Origin of the sequence: Agromyces sp. MMS24-JH15, from assembly GCF_043518605.1 — a bacterium.
Lineage (GTDB): Bacteria > Actinomycetota > Actinomycetes > Actinomycetales > Microbacteriaceae > Agromyces.
The window spans coordinates 3561660-3579506 of sequence record NZ_CP171358.1 but is presented as its reverse complement, the minus strand read 5'-3'; the positions used below and the strand labels follow the sequence as shown (position 1 = coordinate 3579506).

Genomic DNA, 17847 nt, shown 5'->3' with positions numbered 1-17847 from the left:
GGCTCAGCCCGCGTCGACGACGGTGTCGTCGGTCGCGCCGTCGTCGGTCGCGCCGTCGTCGGTCGCGCCGTCGTCGACCGCCGTGCATCCGTCGCCGGCGGGGATCACGGAGACCGCGGCCGAGAGGTCGGTGATCGCCGTCGTGCCGGAGACGACGTCGTTGTCGACCACGACCTCGACCGCGGGCGTCCGCCCGTAGGTCGTGAAGCGGTAGCGCGGGGCATCCGTCTCGTCGATGACCCAGTCGACCCCGTCGACGGAGACGCACCGGTCCGTGGTCGGCCCGGGCGGCTCGACGCCGCAGCGAAGCAGCACGCTCGCGGGCGTGCCCCACGCGCCCGTGCCCTGCGCGTCGGTCTCGCGCCGCGCCTGGTCGGCGACGGTGTCCGGGAGGCGCACGACGACGTCCGCGCACGCGGGGTCCGCGGCGCTCGGCGCGGGCTCGAACGGCACGCGGGGTGCGCAGCCGGTGAGGAGCGTCGCGGCGGCCGCGCCCGCGACGACGAGCGCGACGGCGCGGCGGGGCGCCCGTCGGGCGGCGGGGGTGCGGAGGGGCATCCGGATCAGGCTACCGTGGGACGCATGGAGGCGGCTGGACGCGCGCAGCCGGGCGGACCCGGCACGGATGCCCCGACGGTCGCCGACCTCGGCGAGCTCGAGGTGCTCGCGAGGGTGATCCCGAGGCTCGGGCCCGCCGAGGCGGCCCTGCTGGGCCCGGGGGACGACGCCGCGGTCGTCGCGGCGTCCGACGGGCGCTACGTCGTGACGACCGACCTGATGGTGCACGGCCCGGACTTCCGCCTGGCGTGGTCGACGCCGTTCGAGCTCGGCTGGAAGGCCGCCGCGACGAACCTCACCGACGTCGCCGCGATGGGCGCGCGGCCCACGGCGCTGGTCGTCGCGATCGCCGCGCCGCCGGAGACGCCGGTCGCGACGCTCGAGGGCATCGCCGACGGCCTCCGCGAGGGGCTCGCGGCGCTCGCACCGGGCGCGGGCGTGGTGGGCGGCGACCTGTCGGCCTCGTCGGTGTTGACGATCGCGGTGACCGCGTTCGGCGACCTCGACGGGCGTGCCCCGGTCCTGCGCAGCGGCGCGCGCGCGGGCGACACGGTCGCGCACGCAGGCAGCCGCGGGCTCGCGGCCGAGGGGCTCGCGCTCCTGTTCGACGAGGCGACGGATGCCTCGGGCGAGCCGGATCCCGCACTCGCCGAGGACCTCCGGGCGAGGCATCCCGACGCGGTCGCCGCGCAACTCGCGCCCGCGCCGCCCGTCGCGGCCGGGGTCGTCGCGGCCGTGGCGGGCGCGACCGCGATGCTCGACGTGTCCGACGGGCTCGCGAAGGACGCGCTGCGGGTCGCGCGCGCGAGCGGCGTCGCGATCGACTTCGATGCGGCCGCCCTCGGCCCGGACCCGCGCGCCGCGCTCGCGGGAGCGGAGGACCACGGGCTGCTCGCGACCTTCCCGCCGGATGCCCCGATCCCGGCGCCGTTCGAGCGGATCGGGCGCGTGGTCGCGGGGGAGCCGGCCGTGCTCGTCGACGGCGCGGAGGCGACCGCCGCGGGGTGGGACCCCTACGCGGACTGGGACGGCCGGACGGGCTGATCCGGCAGCGCCGACGCCCACCACAGCGTCGTCTCGCCGTAGTCGCGGCGCCGATCGGGCTCGATGCCCGCGGGCCAGGTCGGCTCGGGGGAGCGGCTGCTGCGCTCGACCACGACGATCGCGTCGTCCGCGAGTCGCGGCGCGAGGAGCGCGAGGTCGCGGGCGAGGTCTGCCTCGGGGAGGTCGTACGGCGGATCGATGAACACGATGTCGGCCGTGCCGGTCCACGACTCGAGGTGCGCCGCCACGGCCTTCACGACGACGCGCACCGCGGGCGGGCGTCCGTGCGCGGCGCGGCGCACGGCGTCGGCGTTCGCACGGCACACGTCGGCGGCCGGCTTCGCGCGCTCGACGAGCACGACGTCGGTCGCGCCGCGGCTCGCGGCCTCGAGCCCGAGCGCGCCGGAGCCCGCGTACAGGTCGAGCACCCGTGAGCCGGCGACCGCGTCGCGCGCCTCGAGCGCCGAGAACACGGCCTCGCGCACGCGGTCGCTGGTCGGCCGGGTCCCGGACCTCGGCACGCGGAGCGGCAGCGAACCGGCGAACCCGGCGATGATGCGCGTCATGATCCCGGCAGCATATCCCGCGACCCGCTGCCATGATGGACGGGTGGATGACTCGACCGAGCAGGTACCCCCCGCCCCCGGCCGCCACCGATTGCGCGAGCAGCGCGCCATCGACCAGCTCTGGGACTTCGGCGACGCGGCGCGCAGCGAGGAGCGGTTCCGCGAGGCCGCCGACCTCGCCGAGGGCGCGCACGAGCGCGGCGTGATGGCGACCCAGCTCGCGCGCGCGATCGGCATCCAGGGCCGGGCCGACGAGGCCCTCGCGGTGCTCGACGTCGTCGAGGCGTCGCTGTCGGAGGGCGAGGGCGCGGCCGTCGGCGGGGACGGCGCGCACGTCGACCCCGAGGCGGACGCGTCGCCTGCCGCGGCCGGCTCCGAGGCGGAGGCGGCGGAGCTCCGCAGCCGCATCGACCTGGAGCGCGGGCGCCTGCTCGCGGCGCTGGGTCGGGCGGACGACGCCGTCGCGGCACTCACCCGGGCGGTGCGCGAGGCGGTCGCCGCGGGATCGACGTTCCTCGCGCTCGACGGCGTGCACATGCTCGCGCTCGACGACGTGGGCCACGAGGCCGAGTGGGCCGAGCAGGGGTTCGCGCTGCTCGAGGCCGAGCGCGACCCGCGCGTGCTGCGCTGGGGCGTGGCGCTCCACAACAACCTCGGCTGGACCCTGCACGACGCGGGCGACGCCGAGGGCGGCCTCCGCGAGTTCGAGCGCGCGGTCGAGGCCGCCGACCACTACGGCACGCCCGAGCAGCGGCACGTCGCGAGGTGGGCGACCGGGCGCGCGCTCCGCACGCTCGGCCGCACCGAGGAGGCGCTCGCCGTCCAGCAGGCGCTCGCCGCGGCCCGACCGGACGACCCGTACGTGATCGCCGAGATCGCCGCGTTGACGGAGGCCGGACCTACGATCGAGGCATGACCAGCGAGCCGACCGCCCCCGTCGGCGCGTTCACGCTCGACTCGAAGCTGTCGGGCGCGCTCGGCGGGCGGACCGCCCAGTCGATCCAGCGCGCCTTCGGCTACCGCACGGTCGGCGACCTCCTCGGGCACTATCCGCGCCGGTACGCGATGCGCGGCGAGCTCACCGCGCTCGAGTCGCTGCCGTTGGGCGAGAGCGTGACGATCATCGCCGAGGTGCTCGAGGTCCGGGTGCGCGACATGCGCCAGCGGCGCGGCTCGATCCTCGAGGCGAAGATCTCGGACGGCACCGGCGTGCTGACGCTCACGTTCTTCAACCAGAAGTGGCGCGAACAGGAGCTCCGGCCCGGGCGCCGCGGGATCTTCGCCGGCAAGGTCGGCGACTACCGAGGGGCGCGCCAGCTCGCGCATCCGGACTACCAGCTCTTCGACGCCGACCCGGCGGGCGGTGCGGAGGCGACCGTCGACGTCGCCGCGAAGTGGGCGACCGCGCCCATCCCGATCTACCCCGCGACGTCCACGCTCGCGAGCTGGCAGCTCGCGAAGTCCATCGCCCTCGTGCTCGACGGGCTCGGCCCGGTCGACGACCCCCTTCCGGACGCCGTCCGGCGGGCGGCATCCCTCGAGGGGCATCGCGCCGCGCTCGAGGGCGTGCATCGGCCCGAGCAGGATTCCGATTGGCGGGCGGCGAGGCGCACCCTCCGGTTCACGGAGGCGTTCGTGCTGCAGACCGCGCTCCTGCAGCGCCGCGCCGAGCTCCGCGCGCGCAGCGCGGTGCCACGGCGGCCCGGGGCATCCGGGTTCCTCGCGCGCTTCGACCGCGCGCTGCCGTTCCCGCTCACGGGCGACCAGGTGCAGGTCGGCGAGGAGATCGCGGCCGACCTCGCCGAGCCGACGCCGATGAACCGGCTCGTCCAGGGCGAGGTCGGCTCGGGCAAGACGCTCGTCGCGGTCCGCGCCATGCTCGCGGTCGCGGACTCCGGCGGCCAGGCCGCGCTCCTCGCGCCGACCGAGGTGCTCGCCGCCCAGCATCTCCGCTCGATCGTGCGGATGCTCGGCCCCGACCTCGCCGCCGAGCTCGTGCCGACGCTCCTGACGGGCCAGCTCTCCGCACCCGAGCGTCGCAAGGCGCTGCTGCGGGCCGCGGCCGGCCAGTCGCGGATCGTCGTCGGCACGCACGCCCTGCTCGGCGACCAGGTGTCGTTCGCCGACCTCGGGCTCGTCGTCGTCGACGAGCAGCACCGGTTCGGCGTCGAGCAGCGCGAGGCGCTGCGCCTCAAGGGGCAGGAGCCGCCGCACGTGCTCGTGCTCACCGCCACGCCGATCCCGCGCACGGTCGCGATGACGGTCTTCGGCGACCTCGACGTGTCCACCATCCGCGAGCTCCCGGCGGGCAGGGCGGGCATCGAGAGCCACGTCGTGCCGCTCGCGGTGCGGCCGGGCTGGCGCCCGCGCGTGTGGGACCGGCTCGCCGAGGAACTCGATCTCGGTCGGCAGGGATTCGTGGTGTGCCCGGCGATCTCGCCCGCGGTCGTCGAGGAGGGCGAGGAGGCCGACGCCGTCCAGGTGCCCGCGGGAGACGATGCGCCGGGGCCGGACGGCGACCGCACCGCGCCGCCCGCGGCCGAGCGCGGCACGGTCGTCGCGGTGCTCGAGGAACTCCGGGCGCATCCCCGCTTCGCGGACCGCCGGGTCGAGCCGCTGCACGGCCGCATGAAGGCGGACGAGAAGGACCGCGTCATGCGCGCCTTCGCGGCCGGCGAGATCGACGCGCTCGTCGCGACGACCGTGATCGAGGTCGGCGTCGACGTCCCGAACGCGAGCGCGATGGTCGTGGTCGACGCCGACCGGTTCGGCGTCTCCCAGCTCCACCAGCTGCGCGGCCGCGTCGGCCGCGGCTCGGTCCCGGGCCTCTGCCTCCTCGTGACCGCGGCCGAGCCCGGATCGCTCGCGCTGGAGCGCGTCGAGGCCGTCGCCGCGACCCTCGACGGCTTCGAGCTCGCGCGCGTCGACCTCGAGCTGCGCCAGGAGGGCGACGTGCTCGGCCAGAGCCAGTCCGGCGGCCGGTCCTCGTTGCGGCTCCTGCGCGTCGTGCGCGACGGCGACCTCATCGCCGAGGCGCGCGAGCAGGCTCGCGCGATCCTCGACGAGGACCCGACCCTCGCCCGCCACCCCGCGCTCGCGGCCGAGCTGGCCCGCCGGCTCGACGAGCAGGCGAGCGGATTCCTGAACAAGGGCTGAGAGTCGCGGCGACCCCTTCCGGTGCGGCATCCGCGCACTACGCTGGGACGCATGCAGCGGATCGCCGTCGTTCCGGGTTCGTTCGACCCCGTCACCCTCGGGCATCTCGACGTGATCGGGCGTGCCGCCGGACTCTACGACGAACTGCACGTGGTCGTCGTGCACAACCCCGACAAGAACGCGCTCCTGCCGATCGCGCAACGCGTCTCGCTCATCGAGCAGGCGGTCGCGGAGGCCGGCATCGAGGGGCGCATCGTGGTCGCATCCTGGAGCATGGGGCTCCTGGTCGACTACTGCACCGACGTCGGGGCGACCGTGCTCGTGAAGGGCATCCGGTCGCAGGTCGACGTCGCCTACGAGACGCCGATGGCCATCGTGAACCGTCACCTCGCGGGCGTGGAGACCGTGTTCATGCTGCCCGATCCGGAGCACGCGCACGTCTCGAGCTCGCTCGTGCGGCAGGTCGCCGCGCTCGGCGGCGACGTGACGCCGTTCGTGCCCGCGGCCGTCGCGGGCTACCTCGAGGGGGCGCTGGCGTCATGACCGACGCGTCCGGTATCGCGACCGCCGTCGACGGCGGCGTGATGCCGATCGACGACGTCGGCGAGCGCGCCGCCCGGATCGTCCGCAACGTCGAGGCCGTCATCAGCGGCAAGCGCGACGCCGTCACGGCGGCGCTCACGGTCGTCCTCGCCGAGGGGCACCTCCTCATCGAGGACGTGCCGGGTGTCGGCAAGACCATGCTCGCCAAGGCGCTCGCCCGGTCGCTGGACTGCACGGTGAGCCGCATCCAGTTCACGCCCGACCTCCTGCCGAGCGACGTCACGGGCGTGTCGGTGTTCGACCAGTCGACCCGCCGGTTCGAGTTCAAGCCGGGGCCGGTGTTCGCGAACCTGGTCATCGGCGACGAGATCAACCGCGCGAGCCCGAAGACCCAGTCGGCGCTGCTGGAGTGCATGGAGGAGCGGCAGGTCACCGCGGACGGCACGACGTACCGGCTCGAGCAGCCGTTCACGGTCGTCGCGACCCAGAACCCGATCGAGATGGAGGGCACGTACCCGCTGCCCGAGGCGCAGCGCGACCGGTTCATGGCGCGCATCTCGATGGGATACCCCGCCGCGGGCGACGAGCTCGCGATGCTCTCGATGCGGGAGACGTCGAGCCCGCTCGACCACATCGAGCCCGTCGTGCAGCTCGACGAGTTCGCCGAGATGATCCGTGCGGTGCAGCACGTCTTCACCTCGCCGCCGGTGAAGGAGTACGCGATCGCGATCGCCCGCGCGACCAGGGAGGACCGCCAGCTCCGCCTGGGCGCGAGCCCGCGCGCGACGCTCCAGCTCGTCCGCGCCGCGAAGGCGCACGCCGCGATGCACGGCCGGGACTTCGTGCTCCCGGACGACATCGACGCCCTCGCCGTGCCGGTCCTCGGCCACCGGCTGATGCCGACCAGCCGCGCGCTCGGCGCGCACGACCACGACAGCGGCCCGCTCATCGATGCGATCGTGCGCCGCGTGGTCGCGGAGACGTCGGTCCCCGTCGGGAGCACCCGGAGGGAGTGAGCCCGATGCCGCACCCCCGAGCCGTCCGCGTCGGCGCATCGCCGCGCCTCACCGGACGCGGGGCCACGTTGCTGGCGGTGGGGGTCGTGCTGCTCGGGGTCACGCTCTGGTTCGACCTGCGCGACGTGATGCTGCTCGCGTTCGTCGCGATCGCGGTGCCGCTCGTGGCGCTCGGGTTCGTCGTCGTCCGCGTTCCGCGCCTCCTCGTGCACCGGACCTTCGCGCCCGCCGTCGCATCGGCCGGATCGCGGGCCGAGGTCCGGATCGTCGTGCGGAACCGCAGCGTGCGCGCGTTCGACGGTGCTGCGTGGCACGATGGCGTCCCGGCGCCGATGCGCGCCCCCGCCGAGTCGGTGCTGCCGGCGCTCGGCGCGTACGAGGCCGCGATGCCCCGCGGCGACGACCGCGCGACGCTGACCTACCGGCTGCAGACGCCGCGCCGAGGCGTGTTCCCGATCGGGCCGCTCGTGGTCGCCTCGACGGACCCGTTCGGGCTCGCACGCCTGTCGCGCCAGGTCGGCACCTCCCACGAGCTCGTGGTCACGCCGCGCGTCGTGCCGCTCGATCCGACCAGCGGCTCGGTGGCGGCGATCGACGGCGCACTTCACGGCCTCCAGCGGCGCTCGCATCCGAACTCGGACGAGCTCATCGCGCGCGAGTACCGCTACGGGGACCCGATGCGTCGCGTGAACTGGCCGGCGACGGCCCGGCGCGGCGAGCTCATGGTGCGCGACGAGGAGCAGCGGGCCGATCCGGAGGCCAGGATCCTGCTCGACACGCTCGAGGGCCGCGCGGTCCGCGACGACGACGCGATGCAGGCGGGGTTCGAGCTCGCGGTCGAGCTCGCCGCCTCGATCGGCGTGCATCTGCTCGGCCGCGGGTTCCGGCTCCGGTGCGACACGGTCGCAGACCCGGCACGCGGGTTCGCGGGGCCCCAGTCGGACGACGGCTACCGGATGCCGGGCGGCGACCGCGTGCTGCTCGAGGATCTCGCGCGACTCGACCCGACGGCGTCGCGCCGTGTCGACGTCGCGGCGGCCGCCGCGCGCGCGGGCCGCGAGGCGCCCTCGCCGGGGTACGCGATCCTCGTCGATCCCGACGCCGCGGACGTGCAGCAGCTCGTCGCGCTGCGCACGACCTTCTCGCCGGCGGTCGCGTTCGTGCTCGACTCGGTGCGGCCCCAGCTCGTGCGCGTGCTCGAGGACGCCGACTGGCGGGTCGTCCGGCTGCGCTGGTCTGGCGACGTCCAGGCCGCGTGGGCCTCGACCGGCGGCGTCGGCCGCGTGCGCGTCTCGGGCGCGGAGGGCTGACATGCGCCCCGACCTGCCCCCGCTCTCGGTCGCTCAGCGCGCCGAGCTGGCCGGTGCGACGTTCCTGCTGCTGGTCTGCGCGGCGTCTGCGCTCGGACCGCTCGTCGCGGGGAGCGGCTGGTGGTGGCTCTGCGCGTTCGTCTCCGCGGGCGTGCTCGCCACGGGCGTCGGGTTGCGGGCCATCCGCACGCCGGTGCTGCTCGTCCCGCTGCTGCAGGGCGTCGCGTTCGTCATGCTGCTCACGCTGTGCTTCGGCGGCACGACCAGCTTCGCGTTCATCGTGCCGACGGGCGACACGTTCGGGCTGTTCGGCTCGCTCATGGAGGGCGCGCGCGTCACGATCCAGCAGCAGTCCCCGCCCGCCGTGCCCGTGCCGGCGCTGCTCTTCGCGCTCGCGCTCGGCATCGGGCTCGTGACGATCGTCGCCGACCTGCTCGTGCAGGTCACCCGGATGCCCGCGCTCGCCGCGGCGCCGGCGCTCGTGCCGATCATGATCCCCGGCTTCGTCATCGAGGACGGCGCGCAGCCGCACACGCTCATCGCGACCGCCGCCGCGTTCCTGGTGCTCCTTCGCGTGGACGTGCGCGTCCGCCGCATCGGCGTCGTGCGCGAGCGCGAACTGGCGGGCGAGGATGCCCCGACCGTCGTCGCCCCCGCTCGGATCCCGGTCGTCCCGACGCTCGCCGCGACCGTCGGGATGGGCGCGATCGGGCTGATCGTGGCCTCGGTGCTGACGGCGGCCACGCCGAGCATCTCGACGAGCGTGTTCGTCGGCTCGGGGGGCAACGGCACGCTGTTCGCGCGCGGCGTCAGCCCGTTCATCGACCTCGGCCGCGACCTGCGTCGGCCGGGCCCGGTCGACGCGTTCCACTACGTGACCGAGCACGGCGACCGGCCGTACTTCACGCTGCTCACGCTCGACCGGTTCGAGGGCGAGGTCTGGGGCGTGTCGATGCGAGGCCTGGACAGCGACAACGGCGTCGACGAGATGCCGAGGCCCATCGGCCTGGCGAACGCCGTGCAGTCCGAGGAGCACCGGATCCAGGTCACGATGGACGGGCTGAGCACGAACTGGCTGCCGTTGCCGTACCCGACGGCGGCCATCGAGGGGCTGCGCGGCTCGTGGTTCTGGGACCGCCTCTCGATGACGGTGCGGAGCGCCGACACGAGCACGAGCGGGCAGCGGTACACGGCGACGCTCGTCGACCTGTCGCCGACGCCCTCCCAGTTGCGCGCCGCGAGCGACCGGGTGCCGACCCTCGTCCAGCCGTTCCTGACGCTGCCGGACGAGGTGCCCCAGGTCATCCGCGACACGGCCGCTGCCGTCACCGCGGGTGCCCCGACGCGCTACGACGCCGCCGTCGCGATCCAGGACTGGCTGCGGGGCAGCGAGTTCTCGTACTCGACGGAGTCCCCGGTCCGCGAGGGCTACGACGGCGGGGGCTTCGAGGTGATCGCGGCGTTCCTCGAGGCGAAGCAGGGCTACTGCGTCCACTTCGCGTCGACGATGGCGGTGTTCGCCCGCGAGATCGGCATCCCGTCGCGCATCGCGGTCGGGTACACGGCCGGGACGTCGACCGAGGGGCGCGTGAACGGTCGGACCGTCGTGCAGGTCGACAGCCACGACCTGCACGCGTGGCCCGAACTGTACTTCGAGGGCGTCGGCTGGGTCCCGTTCGAGCCGACCCCGGGCCGGGGCGTGGTGCCCGCGTACACGCGCGAGAACGCGGGGGCCGCGAACCCGTTCCCCTCGTCGTCGGCGGGGGCGTCGGCCGCGGCGACGGGGCGGCCGGAACTGGATCCCGACCGGGGCCTGAACCAGGGTGCGGCGTCCGCCGAGGTCGGCGTGCTCGGCGTGTCCGCACGCGTCGCCGCGGTGGCGCTCGGCGTGCTGCTGGTCCTCCTCGCGCCGGCCCTGCTCCGCGCGGGCCAGCGCCGAAGCCGCCGGAGACGCGTGCGGCGCGGACCGGGACCCGCGGCGGCCGCGTGGTCGGAGGTGCGCGCGACCGTGCGCGACCTCGGCGTGCCGGTTCCGCCGTCGGCGACGCCGCGCACGTTCGCGACGGCCCTTGCCGCGCGCCCGGCCTTCGCCGAGGATGCGGGGGGTGCGCTCTCGGTGCTCCGCGACGCGGTCGAGCGCGAGCGCTACGGTCCGCCGACGCCGGACGGACGGCACGGCCACGACCCGGACGAGCTCCTCGAGGCACTCGGCGAGGTGCTGCACGCGCTCGAGCACGACGCGCCCACGCCGGCCCGCTGGCGGGCGCGCCTGCTGCCCGCGTCGCTGCTCGGCGCTCTCGGCGAACTGGCGGGCGGACGCATCGCGCGCGGCGCGTAGACTCGTCGTTCGTGGCCAGCAAGGAGACCCCCTACCGCGTGAACGTGCGCGACCTCGTCCATCGACCCGGCGAGATGCGCGAGCATCGGTTCGCGGTCGGCGCGACCGAGCAGTTCGGCGAGGGACTCGTCGCGGTGCGACCGGGTTCGGAGCTCGATCTGGACCTCCGGCTCGAGAGCGTGCACGAGGGGATCCTCGTCACGGCCGAGATCGACGCGGTCGCCGAGGGCGAGTGCGGGCGATGCCTGATCGACGTCGCCCTGCCCCTCGAAGTCGAGTTCCAGGAGCTTTTCGCGTATCATCGAGACGAAGCTTTCGAGTATGGGGTTCAAGACGACCACGTGGATCTTGAACCGCTCATCCGAGATGCGGTGGTGCTGGCACTGCCGTTCCAGCCGGTGTGCCGGCCGGACTGCCCGGGTCTCGACCCCGAGACCGGGCTTCGTCTGGCCGATCATCCGGAGCTCGTCACCCCTGAGCAGCGCGACCCGCGATGGGTCGCGCTTGCGGGGTTCACGGCTTCCGAAGACGAGGGCGCGGATGCATCCGACGCCGACGAGAGAGATTGAGAGAGAGTCATGGCTGTTCCCAAGCGGAAGCTGTCCCGTGCGAACACCCACGCGCGTCGTTCGCAGTGGAAGGCGTCGGTTCCGACGCTCGTGAAGACCATCGAGAACGGCAAGGTCACGTACAGCCTGCCGCACCGCGCGAAGGTCGTCGAGGACTCGGCGGGCACCCCGCTCTTCCTCGAGTACAAGGGCCGCAAGGTCGCCGACGTCTAGTCGGCACCCGACCGACGAACGACCGGTCGTGACGAGGCGAGGACTCCGAGAGGGCGAGATCCGCACGCTCGACGCGCTGCAGCGCACGCTGCAGACCGAGCTGGATCCCGAACTCCTGCTCCTCGCCCTCACGCACCGGTCGTTCGCGTACGAGAACGGCGGCATCCCGACCAACGAGCGACTCGAGTTCCTCGGGGACTCGATCCTCGGCCAGGCCGTGACGGTGCGACTGTTCCGCGACCACCCCGACCTCGACGAGGGCGAGCTCGCGAAGCGGCGCGCCAGCCTGGTCTCGAGTGTCGCACTCGCGGAGGTCGGCCGCTCGATCGGACTCGGCGGGCACATCCGGCTCGGGCGCGGCGAACGCCTCACGGGCGGCGCCGACAAGGCGTCGATCCTCGCGGACACGGTCGAGGCCATCATCGGCGCGGTCTACCTGGACTGCGGCGGCGATGCGGCGACCGACCTCGTGATGCGACTCGTCGGTCCGCTCATGCGCGACCCGGCCCGGTTCGGTGCTGCGATGGATCCGAAGACCAGCCTCCAGGAGGTCGCGTCGAAGCTCGGCGCGACGCCGCCGGTCTACGTCGTCGCCGAGAGCGGTCCCGATCACAGCAAGCACTTCATCGCGACCGTGACGGTCGGCGACCTCGCGACGGCGACCGGCGAGGGCTCGAGCAAGAAGCAGGCCGAGATGGCGGCGGCGCTCGGGGCGTGGACCGCGCTGAACGCTCGCTGACGTGCCCGAGCTCCCCGAGGTCGAGGTGGTCCGCGCCGGGCTCGCACCCGCCGTGACCGGCGCCCGCGTCGTCGCGGTCGACGTGCTCGACGAGCGTTCGCTCACGCGCCACGACCCGGTCGCGGGCGACTTCGCGGCCCGTCTCGCAGGCCGGCGCATCCTGGCGGCTGTCCGACGCGGCAAGTTCCTCTGGCTGCCGCTCGACTCGGCGGCCGCCGCCGACGAGGCGGTCGTCGGACACCTCGGGATGAGCGGGCAGCTCCTGCTGCGCACGCCCGACCATCCCGGCGACGACCGGCACGCCCGCGTCCGCGTCCACCTCGAGCACCCGGAGCACGGCGAACTGCGCGTCGACTTCATCGACCAGCGGACCTTCGGGTCGCTCGCGATCGACCCACTGGTGCCGACCGTCGACGGGGAGGTGGCCGGGTACTCGGCCGGGATCACCGGTCCGTGGGCGCGGAGCATCCCCTCGCAGGTGTCGCACATCGCGCGCGACCCGCTCGATCCGGCGTTCTCCGACGTCGCGTTCGCCGAGGCGCTCGCGAAGCGTTCGTCCGGCATCAAGCGCGTGCTGCTGGACCAGGGCGTCGTCAGCGGCATCGGCAACATCTACGCCGACGAGGCGCTCTGGCAGGTGCGCCTGCACGGTGAGCAGCCGGCCTCGAGCCTGTCGACCCGGCGGGTGCGGGAGCTCCTGGCAGCGGTCCGGTCGGTGCTCGAGAAGGCCCTCGCGGAGGGCGGTACCAGCTTCGACGCGCAGTACGTCAACGTGAACGGGGCATCCGGCTACTTCGCGCACTCCCTGAACGCGTACGGGCGCGCGGGGCTGCCGTGCCCGCGGTGCGGCACGCCCATGGTGCGCGAGGCGTTCATGAACCGGTCGTCGCACCGGTGCCCGCGCTGCCAGCGGCTCAGGATGCCCCGGGTCGGGTCGGCCGCTGCCACACCGACTCGAGCGCGAACGGGCGGAACCCCAGCGCCACGTTGATCGCGAGCATGTGGGCGTTCTCGTCGGCGTTCCACGTGTAGACGCGCGAGCGGGCGGCATCGGCCTCGGCGAGCGCCACGAGGTTCGCGAGCTTCAGGCGCATCCCGAGCCGGTGGCCGCGATGCGCGGCGAGCACGATCGTGTCCCACTGCTCGACCGCCGGTGAGCCCGGCAGGAGCGACAGCTGGGTGTAGCCGGCGACCTCGCCGTCGGGCGCGACCGCAGCGACCGTCAGGTTCGATCGACCCGTCGCGATCGCCCGTCGTTCGTCGTCGCGCACTCGAAGGGCATCCCACGGCTCGAACTCGTACGCGATCGCGCCCGCCGGCGCGTCGACCGACATCCGCTCGTGGGCGCGCGCGAGCGAGGCCACGAGATCGTCGGGCGCGTGGTCGCGCCACGGGACCAGCCGGTACCCATCGGATGCCTCGGCCGACGCCGCGGCGGCGAGGCCGCGGAACTCGGCGGCGCGCCCGTCGACGTCGAGCACGCTCACGCGGTCGAGCTGGCCGAGGGCGTACCCGCGCGCGCTGGCGAACGCGGCGGCCGGATCCGCGGCCGCGATGCTCGCGTCGCCCTGCGGGGCCCGCAGCCGGTGGCCGTCGCCCGGATCGGCCGCGATGAGGTGCTCGCCCGAGAGCACGGTCGTCGGTCGGCCGGCGTCCGCGGCGACGCGTTCCGCCGCGGCGAGCAGGGCCGCGCCGATGCCCGCACGACGTCGTTCGGGTGCGACGCCGAGCATGGTGACGTACGCCGTCTCGGCGTCGGCGTCGAGCTCCCACTGCAGCTCGGCGAGTCCGACGAGCCGTCCGTCGTCGAAGGCGCCGAGCGGCCGATGCGCCGTGTACGGATCGCCGGCGAACAGCACGGCGAGCTCGGCGACGTCGCGGCTGAGTTCGGCGGTGCCGAGCGACTCGACGTCGAGCCTGCGGATCAGGGCGGCGTACGCGGCGAGCTCGTCGTCGCCGCCCGCGTGCTCGCCCGCGGGCAGCCGGAGGTCCCGGATCTCGACGGGCATCCGCATCGTCCCCCTCGCACCGCCCCCACGGAGCCCGCCAGCCTACCGACCCCCGATCGGGGCGGCAACGGCGGGGGAGCGCGGGTGGGCGGCATCCGCTCGGGTACGCTCGTGCGAGGCATCCGCACCGCTTCGCCGAACCCCGGGGGGACATGTACCTCAAGAGCCTGACGCTGAAGGGCTTCAAGTCCTTCGCGCAGCCGACGACGTTCGCGTTCGAACCCGGCGTGACCTGCATCGTGGGGCCCAACGGCTCCGGCAAGTCCAACGTCGTCGACGCGCTCGCGTGGGTCATGGGCGAGCAGGGTGCGAAGTCGCTGCGCGGCGGCAAGATGGAGGACGTCATCTTCGCCGGCACGTCGACGCGCGGGCCGCTCGGCCGCGCCGAGGTGAGCCTCACGATCGACAACTCCGACGGCGCGCTGCCGATCGAGTACAGCGAGGTCACGATCTCGCGCACGCTGTTCCGCAGCGGCCAGAGCGAGTACGCCATCAACGGCGACCAGTGCCGCCTGCTCGACGTGCAGGAGCTGCTCAGCGACTCCGGTCTCGGGCGCGAGATGCACGTCATCGTGGGGCAGGGCCAGCTCGACCAGGTGTTGCACGCGAGCCCGTTCGAGCGCCGCGGGTTCATCGAGGAGGCCGCGGGCATCCTGAAGCACCGCCGCCGCAAGGAGAAGACGCTCCGCAAGCTGGACGCGATGCAGGCGAACCTCACGCGCCTCAGCGACCTCGCCGGGGAGATCCGGCGGCAGTTGAAGCCGCTCGGGCGGCAGGCGGAGGTCGCGCGCGAGGCCGCGACGATCCAGGCCGTCGTGCGCGACGCGCGTGCGCGACTCCTCGCCGACGAGGTCGTATCGCTGCGTCGCGAGCTCGACGCGCACGCGCACGACGAGCAGGGCCGGCACGCCGAGCGGCTCGTGCTGCAGGAGCAGCTCGAACAGCACCAGCGCAAGCTCGCCGCGCTCGAGCAGCAGGGCGGCGGCGACGAGGTCGACGGCGCGCGGCAGACCGCGCACGCGCTCGAGAGTGCGCAGGAGCGCCTGCGCGGCATCGCCAACCTCGCGGGGCAGCGCATCGCGCTGCTCGAGAACGCGGCGGAGCAGCCGGATGCCGCGCCCGCCGTCACCCGGTCGGCGATCGACGACGCGGTCGCCGAGCTCGAGGGGCTGCGCGCCGGCGTCGGCGATGCGGCCGGCGCCCTCGAGCGGGCCGGCACGGTCACCGCGGCGGCGCGCGGCGCGCTCGACGAGGTCGACGCGGGGATCTCCCGTCAGGCCGCACTCGTGACCGCCTACGACCTGCGCGCGAGCCAGCTCGGCGGTCGCGCGGACGCGGCCGCGTCCAAGCTCGCGGCGGTGCGCGGCGAGGTGCTGCGCACCGCGAACGCGCTCGAGGCGTCGGCCGAGCGCCGGCGCGCCGCGGCCGACGAGTTCGCGCGCGCGGAGGCCGAGGCCGCCGCCGACGAGCGTGCCGACACCGACCTCGACGAGGCGTACGAGCTCGCGCAGTCCGGGGTGTTCGAGGCCGAGGCCGGCATCGAGGAGGTGCGCGAGGCGCTGCACGCCGCCGAACGCGAACGCGACTCGCTCGCCGCGACCGTCGGCGCACTCTCGCTCGCACTCGACCAGCGCGACGGCTCGGCCGCGCTCGTCGCCGCCTCGCCGTCGGGCGTGCGCGGGCTCCTCGCCGAGCACGTGCGCGTCCGTTCCGGATACGAGGCCGCCGTCGCCGCGGCGCTCGGGTCGGTCGCGGACTCGGTCCTGGTCGACGACCTCGACGCCGCCCACGACGCGCTCCGCCGCGCCGAGGCCGACGACCTCGGGCGCGTGGCGCTCGCGATCGCCGTGCCGGGGTCGCCCCTGCCGGCACCCGTCGAGCTCGACGGCCTCGTCGCCGCGACCGAGGTGGTCGAGGCGCCCGACGGCGTCCGCGGCCTGCTCGCCGAGGTGCTCATCGCCGACGACCTCGATGCCGCGCGCCGGCTCGCCCCGGCGGTCGCGGCGCTCGCCCGGCCGGCGACCGTGATCACGCGCGACGGCACCGTCATCGGGCGGTACGTCGTCCGCGGCGGCAGCGGGCGGACCCAGAGCCGGATCGAACTGCGCGCCGAGCGCGACCTCGCGGACGGCCGCCTCGCCGAGGTCGCCGCGGCGATCGAACGCAACGGCGCCGAGCTCGCCGCCCGTCGCGAGGGGCTCGTCCAGGCGAAGGAGCGCGCGAAGGCCGCGCTCGCCGGGCTCCGCGAGTTCGACGTGCGTCTCGCCGAGCGGACCGAGCGGCTCAATCGCGCGCGCGTGCGCGCCGAGGCGGCCGAGGCCGAGGGCGAGCGACTCGCGGCGGCCGCGGCGAACGCGCAGGAACGCGTCGCCGAGGCCGAAGCCGCGGCGACCGACGCGAAGGCCGCCGTCGACGCCGCGGGCATCGAACCGCGCCCGGTCCTGGACGCGGGCGCGCGCGACGACGCCCTCGGGCGCGTCGAAGCGGCGCGCGAGGACGAGGTCGAGGCGCGGCTGCGACTCGAGACCGCGCGCGAGCGGGTCCGCGCCGAGGAGCAGCGCATCCAGTCGATGGAGCGCCAGTACGAGGCCGACCAGCGCGCCCGCGTCGAGGCCGCGCGCCGTGCGGTGATCCGGCGGGCGCAGCTGCACGCCGCGCGCCGCGTCTCCGCGGCGCTCCCGCCGGTGCTCGCCTCCGTCGACCGCTCGGTGGGCGAGGCGCGCACGGCGCTCGGGCGCGCCGAGGCGGAGCGGTCGACCCGGAACGAGGAGCTCCAGGAGCACCGGCGCGCCGAGGCCGTCGTGCGCGAGCGCCTGCACGCCGTCACCGAGGACGTGCACGGACTCGAGTTGCGGATCTACGAGCGCCGACTGCACCTCGCGGCGCTCGTCGAGCGCGCGGAGGCGGAGCTCGGGCTCGAAGAGGACGTGCTCGTCGCCGAGTACGGGCCGGGTGTCCCGGTGCCGGTCGAGGTCGGGATCGAAGTCGCGGAGGCCGCGCCCGACGCCGACGCGGCGCCCGACGCCGCGCCCGAGGCATCCGAGGCTGAGGGATCCGTGTCCGAGGGGGCCGCGCCCGAGGCATCCGTGCCCTTCGATCGCGAGGCGCAGCGCCGCCGGCTCGCCCAGGCGGAGCGCAAGCTCGCCCAGCTCGGGCGGGTCAACCCGCTCGCGCTCGAGGAGTTCGCCGCGCTCGAGCAGCGGCACCGGTTCCTCACGGAGCAGCTCGCGGACCTCGCGGCCACCCGGCGCGACCTGCTGACGATCATCGAGGAGATCGACGGGAAGATGGAGGCCATCTTCCGCTCGGCCTTCGAGGACACGCGCGACGCGTTCGCCGAGGTCTTCCCGGTCCTCTTCCCGGGCGGTGCGGGCAGCATCGCGCTCACCGACCCCGACGACCTCCTCACGACCGGCATCGAGGTGAGCGTCCGACCCGCGGGCAAGAAGATCGAGCGGCTCTCGCTCCTCTCGGGCGGCGAGCGCTCGCTCGCGGCGGTCGCCCTGCTGCTCGCGATCTTCAAGGCGAGGCCCAGCCCGTTCTACATCATGGACGAGGTCGAGGCGGCCCTCGACGACGCGAACCTGGGCCGCCTGCTCACGACCTTCGAGGACCTGCGCACCGCGAGCCAGCTCATCGTGATCACGCACCAGAAGCGCACGATGGAGATCGCCGACGCGCTCTACGGCGTCTCGATGCGCCAGGACGGCGTCTCGGCGGTCGTCGGGCAGCGCGTGCGCGAAGAGGGCGAGCGCCGCGCGAGCTGATCGCGGGCGGCGAACGGGT

Annotated in this window: 15 protein-coding genes; 12 read left to right on the top strand and 3 right to left on the bottom strand. The window is 74.8% G+C overall.

All coding sequences use genetic code 11. The features are described from left to right. Positions 1 to 3: 3 nt before the first annotated feature. Complete coding sequence (locus ACDF64_RS16315; protein ID WP_394552410.1) at positions 4 to 558, bottom strand: DUF3515 family protein; 555 nt, start codon at positions 556 to 558, stop codon at positions 4 to 6. A gap of 24 nt (positions 559 to 582) precedes the next feature. Between ACDF64_RS16315 and thiL the strand changes: the two genes are divergently transcribed. Beyond that, the gene (gene thiL, locus ACDF64_RS16310) at positions 583 to 1602 is read left to right on the top strand and encodes a thiamine-phosphate kinase (RefSeq protein ID WP_394552409.1); all 1020 of its coding nucleotides are present in this window, start codon (positions 583 to 585) and stop codon (positions 1600 to 1602) included. Here thiL and ACDF64_RS16305 read toward each other — a convergent pair. Beyond that, positions 1572 to 2168: an RsmD family RNA methyltransferase gene (locus tag ACDF64_RS16305; protein WP_394552408.1), complete on the bottom strand. Its 597-nt coding sequence runs from the start codon at positions 2166 to 2168 to the stop codon at positions 1572 to 1574. The genes thiL and ACDF64_RS16305 overlap by 31 nt on opposite strands. A 43-nt stretch (positions 2169 to 2211) precedes the next feature. On the opposite strand from ACDF64_RS16305, the gene ACDF64_RS16300 reads away from it, so the two are divergent. The 10 genes from ACDF64_RS16300 to mutM are packed head-to-tail and all read left to right on the top strand — an operon-like array spanning position 2212 to position 13043. After that, on the top strand, positions 2212 to 3084 hold the full coding sequence (locus ACDF64_RS16300; protein ID WP_394552407.1) for a hypothetical protein: 873 nt from the start codon (positions 2212 to 2214) through the stop codon (positions 3082 to 3084). Next, positions 3081 to 5324: an ATP-dependent DNA helicase RecG gene (locus ACDF64_RS16295; protein ID WP_394552406.1), complete on the top strand. Its 2244-nt coding sequence runs from the start codon at positions 3081 to 3083 to the stop codon at positions 5322 to 5324. Before ACDF64_RS16300 ends, ACDF64_RS16295 begins: the two co-directional genes overlap by 4 nt. 51 nt (positions 5325 to 5375) lie before the next feature. After that, positions 5376 to 5867 (top strand): pantetheine-phosphate adenylyltransferase, encoded by a 492-nt coding sequence (gene coaD / locus ACDF64_RS16290; protein WP_394552405.1) that lies wholly within the window; start codon positions 5376 to 5378, stop codon positions 5865 to 5867. Between the two features lie 41 nt (positions 5868 to 5908). Beyond that, positions 5909 to 6883 carry an AAA family ATPase gene (locus tag ACDF64_RS16285; RefSeq protein ID WP_394555181.1) on the top strand — a complete coding sequence of 325 codons (975 nt, stop codon included), beginning with the start codon at positions 5909 to 5911 and terminating at the stop codon, positions 6881 to 6883. Positions 6884 to 6888: 5 nt separating this feature from the next. Then, a complete protein-coding gene (locus ACDF64_RS16280; protein WP_394552404.1) occupies positions 6889 to 8193 on the top strand; it encodes a DUF58 domain-containing protein in 1305 nt (434 codons plus the stop codon). 1 nt (position 8194) lies between these two features. Then, positions 8195 to 10531, top strand: coding sequence for a DUF3488 and DUF4129 domain-containing transglutaminase family protein (locus tag ACDF64_RS16275; RefSeq protein WP_394552403.1), 2337 nt, complete (start codon positions 8195 to 8197; stop codon positions 10529 to 10531). A gap of 38 nt (positions 10532 to 10569) precedes the next feature. Continuing rightward, a complete protein-coding gene (locus tag ACDF64_RS16270) occupies positions 10570 to 11100 on the top strand; it encodes a YceD family protein (RefSeq protein ID WP_394552402.1) in 531 nt (176 codons plus the stop codon). Between the two features lie 9 nt (positions 11101 to 11109). Next, complete coding sequence (gene rpmF / locus ACDF64_RS16265; RefSeq protein WP_121475449.1) at positions 11110 to 11313, top strand: 50S ribosomal protein L32; 204 nt, start codon at positions 11110 to 11112, stop codon at positions 11311 to 11313. Positions 11314 to 11371: 58 nt separating this feature from the next. After that, positions 11372 to 12052, top strand: coding sequence for a ribonuclease III (rnc, locus tag ACDF64_RS16260; protein ID WP_394555179.1), 681 nt, complete (start codon positions 11372 to 11374; stop codon positions 12050 to 12052). Position 12053: 1 nt separating this feature from the next. Then, positions 12054 to 13043: a bifunctional DNA-formamidopyrimidine glycosylase/DNA-(apurinic or apyrimidinic site) lyase gene (mutM, locus tag ACDF64_RS16255; protein ID WP_394552401.1), complete on the top strand. Its 990-nt coding sequence runs from the start codon at positions 12054 to 12056 to the stop codon at positions 13041 to 13043. Here the strand turns inward: mutM and ACDF64_RS16250 are convergent. Beyond that, positions 12967 to 14061, bottom strand: a complete 1095-nt coding sequence (locus tag ACDF64_RS16250; protein ID WP_394552400.1) for a GNAT family N-acetyltransferase — start codon at positions 14059 to 14061, stop codon at positions 12967 to 12969. The genes mutM and ACDF64_RS16250 overlap by 77 nt on opposite strands. A 152-nt stretch (positions 14062 to 14213) precedes the next feature. Here ACDF64_RS16250 and smc point away from each other — a divergent pair, with 152 nt between their 5' ends. Continuing rightward, positions 14214 to 17828, top strand: coding sequence for a chromosome segregation protein SMC (gene smc / locus ACDF64_RS16245; RefSeq protein WP_394552399.1), 3615 nt, complete (start codon positions 14214 to 14216; stop codon positions 17826 to 17828). Positions 17829 to 17847: the final 19 nt, after the last annotated feature.

Coding starts and splice junctions, on each gene's coding strand:
- thiL (WP_394552409.1), top strand. CDS start 583: ATGGAGGCGGCTGGACGCGCGCAGCCGGGCGGACCCGGCACGGATGCC.
- smc (WP_394552399.1), top strand. CDS start 14,214: ATGTACCTCAAGAGCCTGACGCTGAAGGGCTTCAAGTCCTTCGCGCAG.
- ACDF64_RS16305 (WP_394552408.1), bottom strand. CDS start 2,168: ATGACGCGCATCATCGCCGGGTTCGCCGGTTCGCTGCCGCTCCGCGTG.
- ACDF64_RS16250 (WP_394552400.1), bottom strand. CDS start 14,061: ATGCCCGTCGAGATCCGGGACCTCCGGCTGCCCGCGGGCGAGCACGCG.
- coaD (WP_394552405.1), top strand. CDS start 5,376: ATGCAGCGGATCGCCGTCGTTCCGGGTTCGTTCGACCCCGTCACCCTC.
- ACDF64_RS16315 (WP_394552410.1), bottom strand. CDS start 558: ATGCCCCTCCGCACCCCCGCCGCCCGACGGGCGCCCCGCCGCGCCGTC.
- ACDF64_RS16275 (WP_394552403.1), top strand. CDS start 8,195: ATGCGCCCCGACCTGCCCCCGCTCTCGGTCGCTCAGCGCGCCGAGCTG.
- ACDF64_RS16280 (WP_394552404.1), top strand. CDS start 6,889: ATGCCGCACCCCCGAGCCGTCCGCGTCGGCGCATCGCCGCGCCTCACC.
- ACDF64_RS16295 (WP_394552406.1), top strand. CDS start 3,081: ATGACCAGCGAGCCGACCGCCCCCGTCGGCGCGTTCACGCTCGACTCG.
- ACDF64_RS16285 (WP_394555181.1), top strand. CDS start 5,909: ATGCCGATCGACGACGTCGGCGAGCGCGCCGCCCGGATCGTCCGCAAC.
- rpmF (WP_121475449.1), top strand. CDS start 11,110: ATGGCTGTTCCCAAGCGGAAGCTGTCCCGTGCGAACACCCACGCGCGT.